Source organism: Stenotrophomonas sp. YJH_SMC_101-4 (genome assembly GCF_059370395.1).
The window spans coordinates 223,792-241,912 of record NZ_JCAFTP010000005.1 but is presented as its reverse complement, the minus strand read 5'-3'; the positions used below and the strand labels follow the sequence as shown (position 1 = coordinate 241,912).

The window sequence follows — 18,121 nt, the reverse complement described above, 5'->3', positions numbered from 1 at the left end:
GGAACCCTGCCTGACCCGGACCCTGCCATGCCCCGCGCCGACTTCTACCTGATCGCCAAGCCCCGTTTCCTGACCGAGCCGTTGCGCCTGGTCTGCGAACTGGCGCGCAAGGCCAACGACGCCGGGTTGTTCACCCTGGTACTGGCCCGCGACCAGGCCCAGGCCGAGGAGCTGGACGAGCTGCTGTGGGCGTTCGACAACGATGCCTACATCCCGCACCAGATCGCCGGCGAGGACATGGACGAGGAAGAGGCGCTGGTGCTGATCGCCGTACCCGGCACCGGGGCACCGGCGCGTCCGCTGGTGATCAACCTGCGTGATGAGCCCTGGCTGGGCGAGTGCGAGCGCGTGCTGGAAGTGGTTCCGGCCGACCCGGAAGCGCGCGAACCGCTGCGCGAACGCTGGCGCCAGTACAAGGCCGCCGGTTACGACCTGAACAAGCACGACATGTAAGCGCGCCCCGGCCCCCTTGATGGGCCGCCGCCGCGCCCTGATCCTTCAACGATTACCTCCTGGTTCCCCCGCATGACCCAACTCGCCTCCAGCTACGACCCGAAGTCCTTCGAGACCGACCTCTACGAGGCCTGGGAGAAGGCCGGCCACTTCAAGCCGTCCGGCACGGGCGAGCCGTACACCATCCTGCTGCCGCCGCCGAACGTAACCGGCACCCTGCACATGGGCCACGCGTTCCAGCAGACCCTGATGGATGCGCTGGTGCGCTACCACCGCATGCGTGGCTACGACACGCTGTGGCAGGTCGGTACCGACCATGCCGGCATTGCCACCGAAATGGTGGTCAGCCGCAACCTGGCGCTGGAAGGCAAGGGCGAGACCCGCGATTCGCTGGGCCGCGAGGGCTTCATCGGCAAGGTCTGGGAGTGGAAGCAGCAGTCCGGCGACACCATCGAGCGCCAGATGCGCCGCCTCGGCACCTCCGCCGACTGGTCGCGCAGCACCTTCACCATGGACCCGCAGCCGTCGGCCGCCGTCAACGAAGCCTTCGTGCGCTGGTACGAGCAGGGCCTGATCTACCGTGGCCAGCGCCTGGTCAACTGGGACCCGGTGCTGAAGACCGCCATTTCCGACCTGGAAGTGGAGAGCGCCGAGGAAGACGGCTTCCTGTGGTCGATCGCCTACACGCTCGATGACGGCCTGAGCTACGAGCACGTCGAGCGCGATGCCGACGGCGTGGAAACCCTGCGCGAAACCCGCGATTACCTGGTCGTCGCCACCACCCGCCCGGAAACCCTGCTGGGCGATACCGCGGTGATGGTGCACCCGGAAGATGAGCGCTATGCGCACCTGATCGGCAAGAACGTGGTGCTGCCGCTGACCGGCCGCCGCGTGCCGGTGATCGCCGACGACTACGTGGACCGTGCGTTCGGCACCGGCGTGGTCAAGGTCACCCCGGCGCATGACTTCAACGACTATGAAGTGGGCGTGCGCCACAGCCTGCCAATGATCAACCTGTTCACCCCGGTGGCAGCGCTGAATGAAAATGCGCCGGAACGCTTCCAGGGCCTGGACCGTTACGCCGCGCGCAAGGCCGTGCTGGCCGAGCTGGAAGACCTGGGCATCCTGGTCGAGACCAAGGCGCACAAGCTGCAGGTGCCGCGCGGCGACCGTACCGGCCAGGTGATCGAGCCGTACCTGACCGACCAGTGGTTCGTGAAGATGGACGACCTGGCCAAGCGCGGCCTGGAACTGGTCGAAGACGGAACCATCGCCTTCGTGCCACCGAACTGGATCAACACCTACCGCCACTGGATGAACAACATCCAGGACTGGTGCATCAGCCGCCAGCTGTGGTGGGGCCACCGCATTCCGGCGTGGTTCGACGCCGCCACCGGCAACTGCTACGTCGGTCGCAGCGAAGACGAAGTGCGCGCGAAGAACAACCTCGGCAGCGATGTGGTGCTGAACCAGGAAAGCGACGTGCTGGAGACCTGGTTCTCCTCGCAGCTGTGGCCCTTCTCCACCCTGGGCTGGCCGAACGAGCAGGCGATGGCCGAGCGCGGCTTCGACCGCTACCTGCCGTCGTCGGTGCTGATCACCGGCTTCGACATCATCTTCTTCTGGGTGGCGCGCATGATCATGGCCACCGACAACCTGGTCGGGAAGATCCCGTTCAAGGACGTCTACTTCACCGGCCTGATCCGCGACGGCCAGGGCCAGAAGATGTCCAAGAGCAAGGGCAACGTGCTCGACCCGCTGGACATCATCGACGGCATCACCATCGACGACCTGGTCGCCAAGCGCACCGGCGGACTGATGCAGCCGAAGATGGTGGAGAAGATCGAGAAGGCCACCCGCAAGGAATTCCCGGACGGCATTGCTGCCCATGGTGCCGATGCGCTGCGTTTCACCATCGCCGCGCTGGCCACCCACGGCCGCGACATCAAGTTCGACATGAACCGCGCCGAGGGCTACAAGAACTTCTGCAACAAGCTGTGGAACGCCAGCCGCTTCGCGCTGATGAACACTGAAGGCGCGGCGTTCACCGGCGTGCCCAAGCCGCGTACCGATGCCGAGCGCTGGATCCTGGCGCGCCTGGCCGCAGTGTCCACCGAGGCGCAGGGCCACTACGCCAACTACCGCTTCGACCTGCTGGCGCAGTGCCTGTACGAGTTCGCCTGGAATGAGTTCTGCGACTGGTTCCTGGAACTGAGCAAGCCGGCCCTGAACGGTGCCGACGCGGCTGATGCCGAAAGCACCCGCCACACCCTGCTGTACGTGCTGGAAGCGCTGCTGCGCCTGCTGCACCCGCTCACCCCGTTCATCACCGAACAGCTGTGGCAGCAGCTGGCCCCGCGCCTGGGCCTGGCCGAAACCACGCTGTCGCTGCGCCCGTACCCGACCGCCGCCGAATTCGCCGGTGATTTCGCCCAGGCCGAGGCCGACGTGGAATGGCTGAAGGCCGTGATCAGTGCGGTGCGTCGCGTGCGCAGCGAACTGAACGTCGCCCCGTCCAAGCAGGTGCCGCTGCGCCTGCAGGCCGGCCTGGAGCAGGACCGCGTGCGCATCGAACGCTTCAGCGCATCACTGTCGTTCCTGCTCAAGCTGGACAGCATCCAGTGGCTGGCCGAAGGCGAAAGCGCACCGCCGGCTGCCGCTGCGATCGTGGGCGAGCTGAAGCTGCTGGTGCCGCTGGAAGGCCTGGTCGATCTCGATGCCGAGCGCGTGCGCCTGGACAAGGAAATCGCCCGCGTCGAAGCCGAAAAGGAAAAGAGCGAGACCAAGCTGGCCAGGTTCACCGACAAGGTGCCACCGGCGGTGGTGGAGCAGGAACGCGTGCGACTGGCCGACTGGAATACCCAACTGGCCGGCCTGCGCGAGCAGCGCGCGAAGCTGTAAGCGCCGCGCTCTGGTGCGTGCCAGCCAAGGTTGACACCTACCACGGCGGGAGAGGTTGGCATCTACCGATGCGGAATCGGAAACGCCGGGCAATGCCCGGCGTTTCCATTTTCCCGACATGGCATCATCGCCCGATGCCTCCTTCCATTTTCCTGCTGGTCCTCGCGGCTGCGGCCCTGCACGCCAGCTGGAATGCGATCGTCAAGCGCGGACCAGACAAATTCCTCGGTACCGTGCTGGTCACCGGCAGCGCCGCGCTGCTGTCCGCCGCCGCCCTGCCCTTCCTGCCATTCCCCGCCGCGCACAGCTGGCCGTGGCTGGCTGCTTCGGTGCTGCTGCAGGTGACCTATTACGGGCTGGTCGCACGCTGTTACCAGCAGGTCGACATGAGCCTGGCCTATCCGCTGATGCGTGGCAGCGCGCCGATCCTGGTTGCGCTGGTCGGCACCCTGCTGGGCGAACCATTGCCAGCTGCCGCGTGGCTGGGCGTGGTGCTGGTGAGCACCGGCATCCTGTGCATGGCACTGGGTGCGCGTGGCGGCCAACTGCGCTTGCCACTGCTGACCGCGGCGATGATCGCCACCTACACCCTGGTCGATGCGCAGGGTGCGCGCCAGTCCGGCAGTGCGCTCAGCTACACGCTGTGGCTGTTCCTGCTGTCGGGCATTCCCCTGCCATTGTGGACGCTGTACACCCGGCGCGGCGCGGTGCTGGACTATGCGCGGCAGCATTGGCCTCTCGGTCTGGCCGGCGGCGTCGGCACCACGGCGTCCTATGCGATGGCGTTGTGGGCGATGACCCAAGCGCCGGTGGCGATGGTCTCGGCGCTGCGTGAGTCTTCGATCCTGTTCGCGCTGCTGATCTCGGTGTTCCTGCTGCGCGAGCGCATTCCGCGTGCGCGCTGGCTGGCGGCGGCGCTCATCGTAGGCGGTGTATTGGCACTGCGGTTGGCGTGAGCAATGCGTGCCAACCAAGGTTGGCACCTACCACGGCAGGTGATGTGTCGATGACAGCGGAGATCCATCGGTAGTGCCGGCCGCTGGCCGGCAACCCTTCCCGGTTACAGCGGCGGCATCGCCTGCAGGTCGCCGTCGACCAGTTCGATCGCCATCACCACCGCGTCCTCGCGGCCCTGTGCGGCCGGGTAGTAACGCGGGCGGCGGCCGATCTCGTTGAAGCCTTCGCTGTGGTACAGCGCCAGCGCCGGCGTGTTGGACGGACGCACTTCCAGGAACACCCGCTGCGCGCCACGGTCGCCGGCCAGCTGCACCAGCGCCCGCAGCAGTTGCCGCCCGAGGCCACGCGACTGCGTGAACGGGTCGATGCAGATGTTCAGCACATGGGCCTCGTCGGCGGCGATGCTGAGCACGCCGTAGCCGATCAGCTGGCCATCGCGCTCCATCGCCAGGCCGGGATAACCCGCACGCAGGCAGTCAACGAAGATGCCGCGGGTCCAGGGAAACGGATAGCCGCGCACTTCAATCGCCATCACCGCGTTGAGGTCGCTCTCGCGCAGCGCGCGCAGGCTGACCAGGCCGGGCTGGCTGACCGCACTCATGGCGTGCCCCGCTTGCGCAGGGCGCGCAGCTGCGGCCACAGCGCGCGCTTGGCGGCCGGGTCCTGGCGCAGCTGGTCCAGCGGCCAGCTGTCCATCAGCGCCTGCGTGGCCGGATCGTTGGGGTTGCAGCCGGACGCGCGCAGCAAGGCGATCTGCAGGCGATCCGGCAGCCGCACCACCGGCTGCCGGGCATTGCCGCCGGGCAGCGGGCGGGCAGCGGCGGGCGCGGTGTCCGGTGCGCTGACCGGGGTCTCGCGACGCGGCGGTGCCGGACGCTCCTGGCGGGAAACCGGTGTGGCCGCAGCCAGAGGCTCGCGCGCGGGTGCGGTGGATGCCCGCGCCTGCTCCGCCGCTGGCGCGGCAGCCGTCTCGGCTTCGGCCACGCTCAGCTGCAGCGCGGCATCCAGCTCGGCGGCCAGCTGGCCGTCGTGATAGACGGTGTAGCCCATGGCCTGCAGCCAGGCCTGCTGGGCCGGTGACCACAGCACGGGCAGGTCCTGGCTCACGCGGCCTCGGGCTTCTTGCGCAGGCGCTGCACGGCCCACATCACCGGGCCGGACAAGGCGTACAGGATGCCCACCGCGAACAGCACGCGCGGCAGATCGATGACCGCGATGGCGATGGCCACCGGTACCAGCGCCAGCACCAGGAACGGCACGCGGTCGGAACGGGTACCCTTGGCGCCGCCGCCCTTGAAGCTCCAGAAGCGGATGCGGCTGACCATCAGCAGCGCCGCAACGATCGTCACCGCCAGCGCCACGTAGCGCAGCTGGTTGCCGTCCCAGCCCAGGTTGCCATCGGCAAAGGCCCAGACGAAGGACATCATCAAGCCAGCCGCGGCCGGGCTGGCCAGGCCGACGAACCAGCGCTTGTCGACCACTGCCACCTGGGTGTTGAAGCGGGCCAGGCGCAGCGCCGCGCAGGCGGCATACAGGAAGGCCACGGCCCAGCCGACGCGGCCGAGCAGCGGGTCATCGAACTTCAGCCACGACAGCGACCAGTGGTACATCACCAGTGCCGGGGCCATGCCGAAGCTGACCAGATCGGCCAGCGAGTCGTACTGCACGCCGAATTCGCTGCTGGTACCGGTCAGGCGCGCCACGCGCCCATCCAGGCCATCCATCACCGCTGCCACGAACACGGCGATGCTGGCGTTGACGAAGTCCCCGTTGGCCGCGGCGATGATCGCGTAGAAGCCGGCAAACAGGCCGGCGGTGGTGAACAGGTTGGGCAGCAGGTAAATCGTGCGCGAACGCGGCGGCGGTGTGATCGGGTCCATGGAATCCAGTTTAATCGACTTGCCAGTGCTCGGCGCCAATGCTGCAATCGGCGTTCTACGCCCATTCCGTGGAGTTTGCCATGCGTGCCCTGTCCTGCCTTGGATGCCTGCTGCTGTTGGCCAGTGCCAACGTCGTGGCCGGCCCGGTCTATAAATGGAAGGACGCCAATGGCGTGACCCAGTATTCGGAGACCCCTCCGGCGGGCAGGAAATTCGAGACCCGTGCGCAGGCGCGCAGCCCACAGGCTGCGGCCAGCGCCGAGACCCCCGCCGCACCGGTGCCTGAGCAGTGCAGCACGGCCCGGGCCAACCTGGCCCTGCTGGACGGTGGCGGCCAGGTGATGCAGGACACCGATGGCGATGGCAAGGCCGATACCCCGTTGGCTCCGGAGCAGCGCAGTGCGCAGAAGGGATTGGCTGAAGCCGCCATCAAGGCTTACTGCCCGGCGGAGTGAGGGTATCGGCAGGGCTTGCAGCCCTGCACCTGCTTCAAGCAACGGCAACGTCAAACGCCAAAGCGGCTTCCTGAGGGATGGCGGGGCACTGTGGGTTTGCGGGGACGCCGTAAACCCATCCATGGGGGCTTGGTCGCCGCATCCATGCGGCTCACACCCCGCAAACCCACAGTGCCCCGCCTTCGACAGTTGGCCGGTGGCCGGTGGCCGGTGGGCAGTTGATCCACGCCATATGTGGATCAATCTCCATGGAAATCGAATATTTCGGGAATTGATCGAACAGCAGCCGAGCAAGGCTCGACTCTACAGAAATGCAGGCAGGTCGCAGGAATCTGTCGAAGGCGGGGTGGGTCCGGTGGCAGGGGTGTGAGCGGCATGGATGCCGCGACCAAGCCCCCATGGATGGGTTTACGGCGTCCCCTGCCACCGGGCCCACCCCGCCATCCCCCAGTAAACTCGCCTTTGCCGTCGCTTCGGAAGTTGCAGTTGACGTTGCTTGAGGCGGGTGCAGGGCGCAGCCCTGCCGATACCCCTCCCCCCGGCCGGGCTGGCAGAATAGGCGTCTCTGCCGTTATCCGAAGCCGACGATGCGCCTCTCCCAGTTCCACCTGCACACCACCAAGGAAACCCCCAGCGACGCCGAGCTCACCAGCCACCGGCTGATGCTGCGCGCGGGCATGATCCGCAAGCTGGCATCGGGCCTGTACACCTGGTCGCCGCTGGGCCTGCGCGTGCTGCGCAAGGTCGAGCGCATCGTGCGCGAGGAAATGGACCGCGCCGGTGCCGTGGAATTCCAGATCCCGACCATCCAGCCGAAGGAACTGTGGGAGCAGACCGGCCGCTGGCAGAAGTTCGGCCCGCAGCTGCTGAAGATCAAGGACCGCAAGGACCAGGTGTTCTGCTACAGCCCGACCGCCGAAGAAGCCGCCTGCGACTTCGCGCGCAGCGAGCTGTCCAGCTACAAGCAGCTGCCGGTCAATTTCTACCAGGTGCAGACCAAGTTCCGCGACGAGATCCGTCCGCGCTTCGGCGTGATGCGTTCGCGCGAGTTTCTGATGAAGGACGCCTATTCGTTCCACCTGCACGATGAGTGCCTGGTGCGCGAATACGAGAACATGAAGTCGGCCTATAGCCGCATCTTCACCCGCCTCGGCCTGGACTTCCGCATGGTGCAGGCCGACTCCGGTGCGATCGGCGGCGATGCGTCGCAGGAATTCCACGTGATCGCCGATTCCGGCGAGGACGCGCTGGTGTTCTCCACCGGTTCGGACTACGCGGCCAACATGGAAGCGGCGATTGCCGCCGATCCGGCACCGCGTGCCGCCGCCAGCGAAGCCATGCGCAAGGTCGACACCCCCACCCAGAAGACCTGCGAGGACGTCGCGGCCCTGCTCGGCATCGCCCTGCAGCGCACGGTGAAGTCGGTGGCGCTGATCGCTGGCGAAGGCAAGGCACAGCAGTTCGTGCTGGTACTGGTGCGCGGTGACCATGAAGTCAACGAGATCAAGCTGGCCAAGGTTGCCGGCCTGGACGAGCAGCGCTTCGCCAGCGAGGCGGAGATCGCCGAGCACCTGGGCAGCGTGCCGGGCTTCCTTGGCCCGGTCGCCCCGGCCAAGCCCATCCGCGTGGTCGCCGATCGCGAAGTGGCGGCGATGTCGGACTTCGTCGTCGGCGCCAACGAAACCGGCTTCCACCTGGCCGGCGTCAACTGGGGCCGCGACCTGCCGGAACCGGAAGTGGCGGACATCCGCAACGTGCGTGCCGGTGACCGCGCACTGGACGGTGGCGAACTGAAGATCGCCCGTGGCATCGAAGTCGGCCACGTGTTCCAGCTCGGTCGCAAGTACGCCGAAGCGCTGGATGCCACCGTGCTGGATGAAAACGGCAAGGCGGCGGTGATGGCGATGGGCTGCTATGGCATCGGTATCTCGCGCGTGGTAGCTGCCGCGATCGAACAGAACCATGACGATGCCGGCATCATCTGGCCGGACGCGATGGCGCCGTGGCAGGTGGTGGTGTGCGTGATCAACCCGAAGGGCGATGCTGCCGTCGCCGACGCTGCGGCCAACCTGTTGCAGGAACTGCGCGATGCCGGCCTGGATGCGGCGCTTGACGATCGCGGCCTGCGCCCGGGCGCGATGTTCGCCGACATGGAACTGATCGGCATCCCGCACCGCGTGGTGGTCAGCGAACGTGGCCTGGCCGCCGGTACCTACGAGTACCGCTCGCGCCGCGCCAGCGAAGCCGAGAACCTGGACAAGGCCACCCTGCTGCAGCGTCTGCAGGACTGATCAGGAAAAGACCGGGGCATGCCCCGGTCTTTTTCTAGCTGACGCCCATTTGAGCAATATTGCAGCGGACATAATCCGGTCAAAATAGACGCAATGCAGCCGGGATGCTGCCAGGCCATGACCCGCCTGCATTTGTGCTGGGATTAATTCATCTTTATTCTGTCCCGCGACGCCATGGACTGGCTCGTCCCGTCCACTTATTAGTTTCCGGAGTAACCGTAAATGAGCATTGACCTGACCGGCCTGTCGGCACGCGAGCTGGGCGCCCTGATCCGTACCGCCAAGAAACAGCAGACCATCGTCGCCAAGCGCCGGCCGATCACCAAGGTCCGGGCACAGCTGACCAAGCTGGCCAAGACCGAGGGTTACACCATCGAGGAACTGTTCGGCGACGCCCCGGCCCCGCGCGCGCGCAAGGTGGCCAAGGCCGCCAAGGCACCGTCGAAGACCGCTGGCCGCAAGCTGGGCAAGGTTGCTCCGAAGTACCGCAACCCGGCCAACCCCAAGGAAACCTGGACCGGTCGTGGCAAGCAGCCGCGCTGGATGGCCGAGCTGACCGCCAAGGGCAACAAGAAGCCGGAAGATTTCCTGATCAAGAAGGCCTGAGGCCGGATTGGGATGCAATGAAAAACGCCGGCGAAAGCCGGCGTTTTTCATTCTTCGGTGTGTGGACCGAGGTCCACACCCACAGCAAGCAGCCCTCCCGGCGTGTGGACCAACGGTCCACACCCACCGACATCATTACAGGGTTTTGCGAGCGGGCATCAGCAGGTTGCCGAACAGCAGGCCGGCGACCAGGGCCATCACCACGTTGAGCACGGTGAGGAACACGCTCTGGCCGGCACCCACGTCCTGCTGCTGGACCAGGGTCAGCACGCCGCGCAGGCTGGTGCTGCCTGGCACCATCATGATGATGCCAGGCAGGCGGATGATCGCACCCGGGCGGCCAACGAGACGGCCGAACAGATTGCCACCGGCGGTCAGCAGCATCGCCGACAGGAAGATGCCGGCCGGCGCGCCCCAGGCGTGGCCACCGAACTTGGAGATCGCATAGCCGGCCACCGAGGCGGCGATCACCCACGGGTAATCGCGGCGGTTGGCCTTGAACAGCATCGCGAAGGCGAACGCCGCGGTCAGCAGCGAGCCCCACTCCACCCAGGGCCCCTGCGGCCGCGCCGCGCGGATCACCGGGTCGAGGCCGAGCACGTCGGCCAAGGTCACCGCGATCATCGCGCCCACACTGAGTTTCATGATGGTGGTCAGCGCACCGGCGAAGCGCGCGGTCCCCGACACCCAGTGCTGGCTGGCCAGTTCATTGACCGCATTGGTCAGCGACATGCCCGGCAGCAGCACCACCAGCGAGGCGATGATCACTGTGTTGAGGTTGAGCGCGCCGATGAAGGACGCGACCAGCGTGGCGACCAGGCCGGCCAGCAGCGCGGCCAGTGCCTCGGCTGCTTCGCGGGTGGCCGGGCGACGGTCGGTGACCATGCCGAGCAGGCCGATCATCAGGCCGATGACACCGGCGGTGGCGATGTCCAGCCACGGCAGCTTCCACATGCCGGCCACGCCGGCCGCGCCGAGGGTGAACGAAAGGATGGTGCGCAGCTTGCCGCGCCGGCCCGGATCCTTGTCCAGCTGGCGCAATGCGGTGTGGCCCTGGGCGATGCTCATCCGCCCATTGGCCACTTCCTCGGCGATATGGTCGGCGACGCTGAGCTTGTGCAGGTCGTTCTCGCCGGGCGCCAAGCGGATCACGCGGGTGATGTCACTGGAGCCGATCGCCTGCGCCGGGTCGCTGAAGCTGAGGATGATACCGGTGGGATTCGACCACGGTTCACAATCCAGATCGAGCTGGCGGGCCAGTGCCACCACCGCTGTTTCCAGGCGCTGGGCCGTTGTGCCATAGCTGTGCAGGCGTCCGGCGATCTCGGAAACGAAGGCCACGCGCTGTGCGTAGCTGGCCTGGGGCGTGGGGATCGTGTGAGCGTCTGCGGACATGCGCCGTAGTATTACCTAGGCTGGGCCTTACCGGAGAAATTCATCCGAGTTCGACGCGAAGCCCAATACAGAACGGTTATGCTGCGACCCGAATGGCCCAAGTGACCCCGAACCACGCCCCCCAGCTCGAACAGGATGCCCATGACCCGGGCGTGATCCGCCTGTCCGGCACCTGGACCTTGAAGACCGCGCTGGCCGCGGCCGAAGTCCTGCGCGGCGTTCCCGACACGCTGACCGGCATCGATGCCACCGCCATCGAGAAAATGGATTCGGCCGGCGTGCTGCAGGTGCTGCGCGTAGCCCATCGCGCCGACCTCGGCGAGGACGCACTGAAGTTCCGCCCGGATCACCAGGCACTGGTGTGCACCATCGAGGAAGTGGCCGACGACCGGCCCAAGCCCAAGCGCGACTTCGGCGTGCTGGCGGCGCTGGAACGGCTGGGTGTCAGCGTCCATGCCACCGGCCACAACATCAAGGCGCTGTGCAGTTTCCTCGGCGAGAACCTGGTCAAGGGAGCTCGCCTGGTCAAGGAACCCCGTCGCTTCCGCCTGACCGCCACCGTGCACCAGATGGAGCAGGTCGGGCTGGACGCGGTACCGCTGGTGGCGCTGCTGTCCTACCTGGTGGGCGCGGTGATCGCCTTCCTCGGCTCGACCATCCTTCGCGACTTCGGCGCCGAGATCTACGTGGTCGAGTTGGTCAACATCGCCTTCCTGCGCGAGTTCGCGGTGCTGCTGACCGCCATCGTGCTGGCCGGCCGCACCGCCAGCGCCTTCACCGCACAGATCGGTGCGATGAAAGCGCGCGAGGAAATCGATGCGATGCGCACCCTGGGCCTGGATCCGATCGACCTGCTGGTGCTGCCACGGCTGCTAGCGCTGCTGGTGACCCTGCCGCTGCTGACCTTCATTGCGATGGTCGCCGGCCTGGCCGGCGGCATCACCGTCGGTGCGTTCGACCTCGACATCCCGCCCCAGATGTACATCGCGCGCATGCACGAGACGATGGAAGTGCGGCACATGCTGGTCGGCCTGTCGAAGGCGCCGGTGTTCGCGCTGGTGATCGGCCTGATCGGCTGCCTGGAAGGCCTGAAGGTGGAAGGCACGGCGCAGTCGGTGGGCGAACGCACCACCTCCAGCGTGGTCCAGACCATCTCGCTGGTGATCATCATCGACGCCTTCGCGGCGTTGTGGTTCATGCACATGGACTGGTGACATGAGCACGCATCCGACGCCCGACGACATACCCATGCAGGACGACGATGGCCACGACCTGGCCATCCGCGTGCGCGGGCTGGTCAACCGCTTCGGCAGCCAGACCGTGCACGAGGACCTGGACCTGGACGTGCGCCGCGGCGAAATTCTCGGCGTGGTGGGTGGTTCGGGTACCGGCAAGTCGGTGCTGATGCGCTCCATCCTCGGCCTGCGCACACCCGACGAAGGCCGGATCGAGGTGCTGGGCCGCGACGCGCGTGCCGACGATGCCGAGAGCCGCCTGCACATCGAGCGCAACACCGGCGTGCTGTTCCAGGACGGTGCGTTGTTCTCGTCGCTGACCGTAGGCGAGAACGTGCAGGTACCGTTGAAGGAGCACCACCGCGAACTGCCCGAGCGCTGGCATTACGAACTGGCGCTGCTGAAGGTGAAGCTGGCCGGCCTGCCCGCCGATGCGATCAACAAACTGCCCTCGCAGCTGTCCGGCGGCATGCGCAAGCGCGCCGGCCTGGCCCGCGCGTTGGCACTGGACCCGCCGCTGCTGTTCCTGGATGAACCGACCGCCGGACTCGACCCGATCGGCGCGGCCGCCTTCGACCGACTGATCAAGACCCTGCAGGAAGCACTGGGGTTGACCGTGTTCCTGATCACCCACGACCTGGACACGCTGTATGCGATCTGCGACCGGGTGGCGGTGATCGCCGACCGCAAAGTGGTGGCCAACGCGCCACTGCCGGACATCGAGAAACTGGATCATCCGTGGATCCAGGAATACTTCCACGGACCGCGTGCGCGTGCCGCGCGCGGCGAACAGATCGAGAGTGCCTGAGCCATGGAAACCAAAGCCAACTACGTGCTGATCGGCGCGTTCACCCTGATCACCGGCCTGGCCCTGCTGGCCTTCGGCCTGTGGGCGGCCAAGTACTCCTCCGACCGTACCTGGCAGGAATACCGCGTGGTGTTCCGCGAGGCAGTAACCGGCCTGTCGGTGGGCAGCCCGGTGCAGTACAACGGCATCGCGGTGGGTTCGATCATCGAACTGAACCTGGTTCCGGACGACCCGCGCCAGGTGGTCGCACGCATCCGCCTGAACTCGACCACCCCGGTCAAGACCGATACCCGTGCAAAGCTGGCGATCACCAGCCTGACCGGCCCGTCGATCATCCAGCTCAGCGGTGGTACGCCGCAGTCGCCGGCACTGACCACGGTCAACAAGGATCCGGCGCCGATCATTCCAACCACGCCGTCGGCGCTGCAGAACATCACTGACGTTGCCAACCGCATCGTCGAGCGCATGGACCAGATCCTCAGCGACCGCAACGTGGCCTCGATCAACGCGACGCTGGCCAACCTGGAAACGATCAGCGGCGGCCTGGCCGACCGCGACCAGGGCACGCAGGCGCTGCTGCTCAGCGCGCGCGATGCCGCCCGCAGCCTGGACACCACGCTGAAGACCACCAATGGCACCATCGAGCGCCTGGACAAGAACCTGGTGCAGCAGCTGCCGGGCATCATCGACAAGCTCGACGCCACCCTGGCCAAGCTTGATTCGGCCGCTGGCAACGCCGACTCGATCCTTGGCGAGAACCGTGCCGCGATCAACAGCTTCGCCAACGATGGCCTCGGCCAGCTCGGCCCGACGCTGACCGAACTGCGCGGCCTGATCCGCGATCTGCGCCGGGTCAGCGACCGCCTCGAGAACAACCCCGCGCGCTACCTGCTGGGCCGCGACGCACCGAAGGAGTTCGAACCCAAATGAGCCCGACCGCCCTTCCGCGCCTGCTGCTGGCCGCTTCGATGGTCACCCTGCTGGGCGGCTGCTCCATCCTTGGCAGCAGCGAGAAAACCGCAGTGACGCTGTACTCGCCGTCCGTGCAGGTGAAGGCCGACCCGGCGTGGCCACAGGTGGGCTGGCAGCTGGTGCTGGCCAAGCCCAGCGCCGCGCGCATGGTCGACAGCCCGCGTATCAACGTGCGGCCGACGCCGTCGCAGATGGAGATCTACAAGGGGGCCAGCTGGGCACAGCCGGCCACCGACATGATCGAGGACACCCTGCTGCGCGGCTTCGAGGACTCCGGCCGCATCCGCGGCGTGGCCCGCAGCACCGCCGGCATCCGCGCCGACTACAAGCTGTCCACCGACGTGCGCCGCTTCGAATCGGATTACCAGGGACAGGCCACGCCGACCGTGGTGATCGAGGTCAACGCCAAGCTGATCCATGTGGCCGACCAGCGCGTGGTCGCCGACCGTACCTTCCGTCAGGCGCAGCCGGTCGGCAGTACCGACGTGCCGGCGGTGACCGCCGCCTTCGAACGTGGCCTGCAGCAGCTGGCACAGGAGATGGTGGGCTGGACGCTGACAAGCGGGCAGGCCGATCAGCCGACCGTCGCGCGCTGACCGATCAGCGTGGCGTAATCCAGCGGAACGTCAGGTTGATCCGTTCACCCTGCACCCGTGCCATCTTCGGCAGCGCGTGCTGGTAGAACCGCTGTGTCTGCCCCGCCATCACCAGCAGATCGCCATGGCCGAGCAGGTACTCGGCCTTCCGCGCCGGGTCATCGCGCCGGCGCAGCAGGAAGCGGCGCGCCGCGCCCAGGCTCAGCGACGCGATCACCGGGGCGGGTCCCAGCTCCGGCTCGTCATCGCTGTGCCATCCCATGTAGTCGCCGCCGCCGCGATAGCGGTTCAGCAGTACGCTGTTGAAGTGGCCGAAGCCTTCTGCCTGCAGGCGATCACGCATGGCCTGCAACGCGGGTGGCCAGGGGTGCGGCACGAATTCAGCCCCGGAATAGCGGTAGCGCGCCAGCGGATCGCCGATCCAGCAACTCAGCCGCGGCGAATCCACCCAGTTGCCGAACATGCGGATGCGATGGACTTCCCAGGGGACTTCCATCTGCAGGGCCAGCAGCAGCGCAGTGGCCGTGCCGGCGGGCAGCCAGCCGGATAGATGGCGGACGTCAGCGTCAGGCAGTTCAGGCGGGAACAGCATTGAACCGGGTACCGGACAGGAGCGACCACAAGCATGCCTGATTTGCCCGGTTCAAGCGCAAACGGGAGAATGACAGGAAACTTCAGCGCTACTGCCCAATGCACCTGATGCCGCGCCCCTCTCCCCTGACGCATCTCCCACGGCCCCGTAGAGGCCAGCCATGAGTTTCGGACGTTATCTCGCCACCGTGCGGCGGTCGGTACAGCGTCATGGTGGCGGTATCGCAGGCCTGGGGTCGGTGCTGCTACGCGCCTTGAAGGTGGTGCACGCCATGGGTGTACGCGGTTTCATTGCGCGCCTTCGCTCGGCCAGCGTCGTCCGCACCCGCGCCAGCGAACCCTTCGATGCGCCTGCGCTACCCGCACCGGTCCCGCTGGAACAGCTGCGTTTGAGCGTGGGTGTGATGGCGCACGTGTTCTATCCCGACCTGATCAACGAGTTTGCCACCACGCTCTCGCGCATGCCGCTGCGATTCACATTGCTGGTTTCGGTGATGGACACCGCTGCCGAGGCACAGGCACGTGAAGCGTTCGGACGCCTACCGAACGTTCAGACACTTGTTGTCCGCCAGGTCCAGAATCGTGGTCGCGATATTGCTCCTCTCCTGGTGACGTTCCGCGAAGAGATCAAGGCACTAGATCTGGTGTGCCATATCCACACCAAGAAATCGCTCTATACCGGTAGCGAACAGCAGATGTGGCGTCACTACCTGTTGGACAGCCTTCTGGGCTCGCGAGAACGCATCGCCTGGATCCTGGGCACCTTCCAGGCCGACCCGAAGCTGGGCCTGGTCTATCCTGAGAGCTACGTCGGTGTACCACTCTGGGCGCACACTTGGTTGAGCAATGGCCCCGCGTGCGACGCACTCGCGCAGAAACTTGGAATCGCTCTGGACGCGCAGCGTTACATCGACTTCCCGGCTGGCTCGATGTTCTGGGCGCGCGTCGATGCGCTTCGGCCGCTGTACGATCTGAACCTTCCACTGGATGCCTTTCCGGTGGAACAGGGCCAGGTGGATGGAACGCTGCAGCACGCCGTCGAGCGCCTGTTTGGTGTCATCACCCGCCACCAGGGTTTCCGCCTGGGCATACTGCCACCCGATGGTCGCCTGGCTCTTGCTGCCGAAGGTGAACGTAATGTCGGTGAGGCACTTCAAACCGGCATGTCTGACCGTTTGACGCTGGCCGCGCTGGACGCACGCATGGTCACGGTCGATATTTTCGATACGCTGGTCACCCGCGTGTTCCTGACTCCGACGGCGGCTCGTGAGCATCTCGCCTGGCGATTGGAGCGGCAGTGGGGCATAGGTGATTTCTCCCAGCATCGCGCCGACGCGGAAAGCTGCCTGCGCGAAACCTTGCAGCGGGACCCCACCCTCTCCGAGATCCACATCGAGCTTGCCGGGCGCCTCGCGTTGCCTGGCGTGAATGCGAACATGCTCGCCAATGCCGAGCGCATGCACGAGCGCGCGATACTGCGGCCGCGGCAGGGTCTGCTGGCAGCGCTTGCAGATGCGAAGCTGACTGCGCTGACGGCGTTCTCCGACATGTACCTGTCCAGCGAGGACATGCGGCAGGTGCTGCCCGATGGGGTGCAGCGGCTCATTTCACGGTGGTGGATTTCCTGCGAGACCGGCCTGCGCAAGGACTCTGCCGACAGTTGGAAGCAGCTGGCGCGTCAGGAAGGGCGCGAAGATGGCCGCTGGCTTCATGTGGGTGATAACGAACACGCCGACATCCAGATGCCGCAGCTGGGCAGCCTGCTTACGCCCGTGCACGTGCTGCGCCCGTCCGCCCTGCTGGACGTAGTACCGGGCCTTCGCCCGCTCCGCCATCCCCTGGGCACCCAGGCACCATGGTCTGAGCAGCTCTGGCGCGGTCTGCTGGCAAACAGCTTCGCTGCGATCGCCGACACCTCTCCGCAGCGGCTGCTCGGTCGTCCCCAGCTCGATGCACGTACGCTGGGCTATACGGTACTCGGCCCGTTGGTCCTGGACTTCCTGCTGCATGCCATCGACGTAGCTCGCCGCCACGGGGTGGACCACCTGCTGTTTCTGAGCCGCGAAGGCTATCTGCTGGAGCAGGCGTTCACACGGCTGCAGACCGCACACCCATTCGCCGCCACGATCAAGAGCAGCTACTTTCTGGCGTCGCGTCGGGCAACGCTGCTGCCCGCCCAGCTCGACGCCTCAGATCTTGCACTGCTCATGCAGGGCACCTTCAACGGGTCGCTGCGCGGCCTGCTGCAGGCACGGCTCGGCGAAGATGCCGTGGCACAGGTGGCCGCACTGCAGCCGGCGCTGATGGAGCGCGACGTCTTTCTGCCGGAAATGGCCGACGAAGTACAGCGCTGGCTGCAGCCGGTCGGGGATGCGCTTCTGTCGCTGGCAGCCCGCCATCGCAAGGCCTATCAGGCGTACTGGGCCCGCACCGTCGGCTCATCGACGCCGATGGTGATCGATGTGGGCTACGCCGGCAGCATCCAGCGCAACCTCGCTCGCCTGCTCGGCACATCACTGGGCGGCTGCTACATGGCCCTGCGCGCGGGCGCCAGCGCTCTGGCATCGCAGGGCTGGGCCGAGGCACGGTACTTCGACGGCCGCAATGGCGGCAATGACACAGACTCCCCCATCCTCGCCAATGACCTGCTGCTGGAGTCACTGCTGGCAGCTCCGCACGGCCAGTTCAACGGCTTCACTGAAAGCAGCGAGGGCCTGGATAGGCCCCGCTTCGGCTCCATTGAGCTTCCAACGTCCGCCCTGGAGATCCTCGCCGAGGTCCATGCCGGGACGCTGACCTTCATCGACGAAGCCTGCCATACACTCCATGAGGACGTCGCCGAGCTGGTCCTGGACGCCGAGGGCGTCCAGGTTCCACTCCAATGCCTGGGCAATGGGCGATGGAATGCCGACCTTGTACTTGCCCAGCTCGCCACCGAAGACGCCTTCACCGGACGCGGCACGGTCAGCGCGACCCCCTAG

16 protein-coding genes are annotated in these 18,121 nt (G+C 66.5%); 11 read left to right on the top strand and 5 right to left on the bottom strand.

Annotated features, from left to right (window positions below):
- Nucleotides 1–27: 27 nt before the first annotated feature.
- The 3 genes from AC5P8D_RS17640 (at nucleotide 28) to AC5P8D_RS17630 (ending at nucleotide 4,310) form a co-directional block, all read left to right on the top strand.
- Complete coding sequence (locus AC5P8D_RS17640) at nucleotides 28–453, top strand: DNA polymerase III subunit chi (RefSeq protein ID WP_010480719.1); 426 nt, start codon at nucleotides 28–30, stop codon at nucleotides 451–453.
- 72 nt (nucleotides 454–525) lie between these two features.
- Nucleotides 526–3,354: a valine--tRNA ligase gene (locus AC5P8D_RS17635; RefSeq protein ID WP_495203538.1), complete on the top strand. Its 2,829-nt coding sequence runs from the start codon at nucleotides 526–528 to the stop codon at nucleotides 3,352–3,354.
- A 134-nt stretch (nucleotides 3,355–3,488) separates the two neighbouring features.
- Nucleotides 3,489–4,310: an EamA family transporter gene (locus AC5P8D_RS17630; protein WP_049434103.1), complete on the top strand. Its 822-nt coding sequence runs from the start codon at nucleotides 3,489–3,491 to the stop codon at nucleotides 4,308–4,310.
- Nucleotides 4,311–4,414: 104 nt separating this feature from the next.
- On the opposite strand, the gene rimI is transcribed toward AC5P8D_RS17630, so the two are convergent.
- From rimI to pssA, 3 genes are read right to left on the bottom strand one after another with little or no spacing between them, the layout of a single operon-like run.
- A complete protein-coding gene (gene rimI, locus AC5P8D_RS17625; protein ID WP_043452154.1) occupies nucleotides 4,415–4,912 on the bottom strand; it encodes a ribosomal protein S18-alanine N-acetyltransferase in 498 nt (165 codons plus the stop codon).
- Nucleotides 4,909–5,418, bottom strand: a complete 510-nt coding sequence (locus AC5P8D_RS17620; RefSeq protein ID WP_049410558.1) for a hypothetical protein — start codon at nucleotides 5,416–5,418, stop codon at nucleotides 4,909–4,911. The genes rimI and AC5P8D_RS17620 overlap by 4 nt, the downstream gene beginning before the upstream one ends.
- On the bottom strand, nucleotides 5,415–6,191 hold the full coding sequence (gene pssA / locus AC5P8D_RS17615; protein ID WP_005408007.1) for a CDP-diacylglycerol--serine O-phosphatidyltransferase: 777 nt from the start codon (nucleotides 6,189–6,191) through the stop codon (nucleotides 5,415–5,417). Before pssA ends, AC5P8D_RS17620 begins: the two co-directional genes overlap by 4 nt.
- 80 nt (nucleotides 6,192–6,271) lie before the next feature.
- Here pssA and AC5P8D_RS17610 point away from each other — a divergent pair, with 80 nt between their 5' ends.
- The 3 genes from AC5P8D_RS17610 (at nucleotide 6,272) to AC5P8D_RS17600 (ending at nucleotide 9,543) form a co-directional block, all read left to right on the top strand.
- Nucleotides 6,272–6,646 carry a DUF4124 domain-containing protein gene (locus AC5P8D_RS17610; RefSeq protein ID WP_029379706.1) on the top strand — a complete coding sequence of 125 codons (375 nt, stop codon included), beginning with the start codon at nucleotides 6,272–6,274 and terminating at the stop codon, nucleotides 6,644–6,646.
- Between the two features lie 587 nt (nucleotides 6,647–7,233).
- Nucleotides 7,234–8,937: a proline--tRNA ligase gene (locus tag AC5P8D_RS17605; protein WP_171953819.1), complete on the top strand. Its 1,704-nt coding sequence runs from the start codon at nucleotides 7,234–7,236 to the stop codon at nucleotides 8,935–8,937.
- 222 nt (nucleotides 8,938–9,159) lie between these two features.
- Nucleotides 9,160–9,543, top strand: a complete 384-nt coding sequence (locus AC5P8D_RS17600) for an H-NS histone family protein (protein WP_049398421.1) — start codon at nucleotides 9,160–9,162, stop codon at nucleotides 9,541–9,543.
- 135 nt (nucleotides 9,544–9,678) lie between these two features.
- On the opposite strand, the gene AC5P8D_RS17595 is transcribed toward AC5P8D_RS17600, so the two are convergent.
- Nucleotides 9,679–10,938 carry a threonine/serine exporter family protein gene (locus tag AC5P8D_RS17595; RefSeq protein ID WP_010480697.1) on the bottom strand — a complete coding sequence of 420 codons (1,260 nt, stop codon included), beginning with the start codon at nucleotides 10,936–10,938 and terminating at the stop codon, nucleotides 9,679–9,681.
- 92 nt (nucleotides 10,939–11,030) lie between these two features.
- Between AC5P8D_RS17595 and AC5P8D_RS17590 the strand changes: the two genes are divergently transcribed.
- The 4 genes from AC5P8D_RS17590 to AC5P8D_RS17575 are packed head-to-tail and all read left to right on the top strand — an operon-like array spanning nucleotide 11,031 to nucleotide 14,549.
- Entirely contained in the window at nucleotides 11,031–12,152 is a 1,122-nt protein-coding gene (locus tag AC5P8D_RS17590) for an ABC transporter permease (protein WP_010480695.1), read from the top strand.
- A gap of 1 nt (nucleotide 12,153) precedes the next feature.
- On the top strand, nucleotides 12,154–12,981 hold the full coding sequence (locus tag AC5P8D_RS17585; protein WP_010480693.1) for an ABC transporter ATP-binding protein: 828 nt from the start codon (nucleotides 12,154–12,156) through the stop codon (nucleotides 12,979–12,981).
- A 3-nt stretch (nucleotides 12,982–12,984) separates the two neighbouring features.
- Nucleotides 12,985–13,911 (top strand): MlaD family protein, encoded by a 927-nt coding sequence (locus tag AC5P8D_RS17580; RefSeq protein ID WP_010480691.1) that lies wholly within the window; start codon nucleotides 12,985–12,987, stop codon nucleotides 13,909–13,911.
- The gene (locus tag AC5P8D_RS17575) at nucleotides 13,908–14,549 is read left to right on the top strand and encodes an ABC-type transport auxiliary lipoprotein family protein (RefSeq protein ID WP_414614758.1); all 642 of its coding nucleotides are present in this window, start codon (nucleotides 13,908–13,910) and stop codon (nucleotides 14,547–14,549) included. The genes AC5P8D_RS17580 and AC5P8D_RS17575 overlap by 4 nt, the downstream gene beginning before the upstream one ends.
- A gap of 4 nt (nucleotides 14,550–14,553) precedes the next feature.
- Here AC5P8D_RS17575 and AC5P8D_RS17570 read toward each other — a convergent pair whose 3' ends face one another.
- A complete protein-coding gene (locus AC5P8D_RS17570; RefSeq protein ID WP_159359776.1) occupies nucleotides 14,554–15,141 on the bottom strand; it encodes an alpha-ketoglutarate-dependent dioxygenase AlkB family protein in 588 nt (195 codons plus the stop codon).
- Between the two features lie 160 nt (nucleotides 15,142–15,301).
- Between AC5P8D_RS17570 and AC5P8D_RS17565 the strand changes: the two genes are divergently transcribed.
- Nucleotides 15,302–18,121: a rhamnan synthesis F family protein gene (locus tag AC5P8D_RS17565; RefSeq protein WP_159359775.1), complete on the top strand. Its 2,820-nt coding sequence runs from the start codon at nucleotides 15,302–15,304 to the stop codon at nucleotides 18,119–18,121.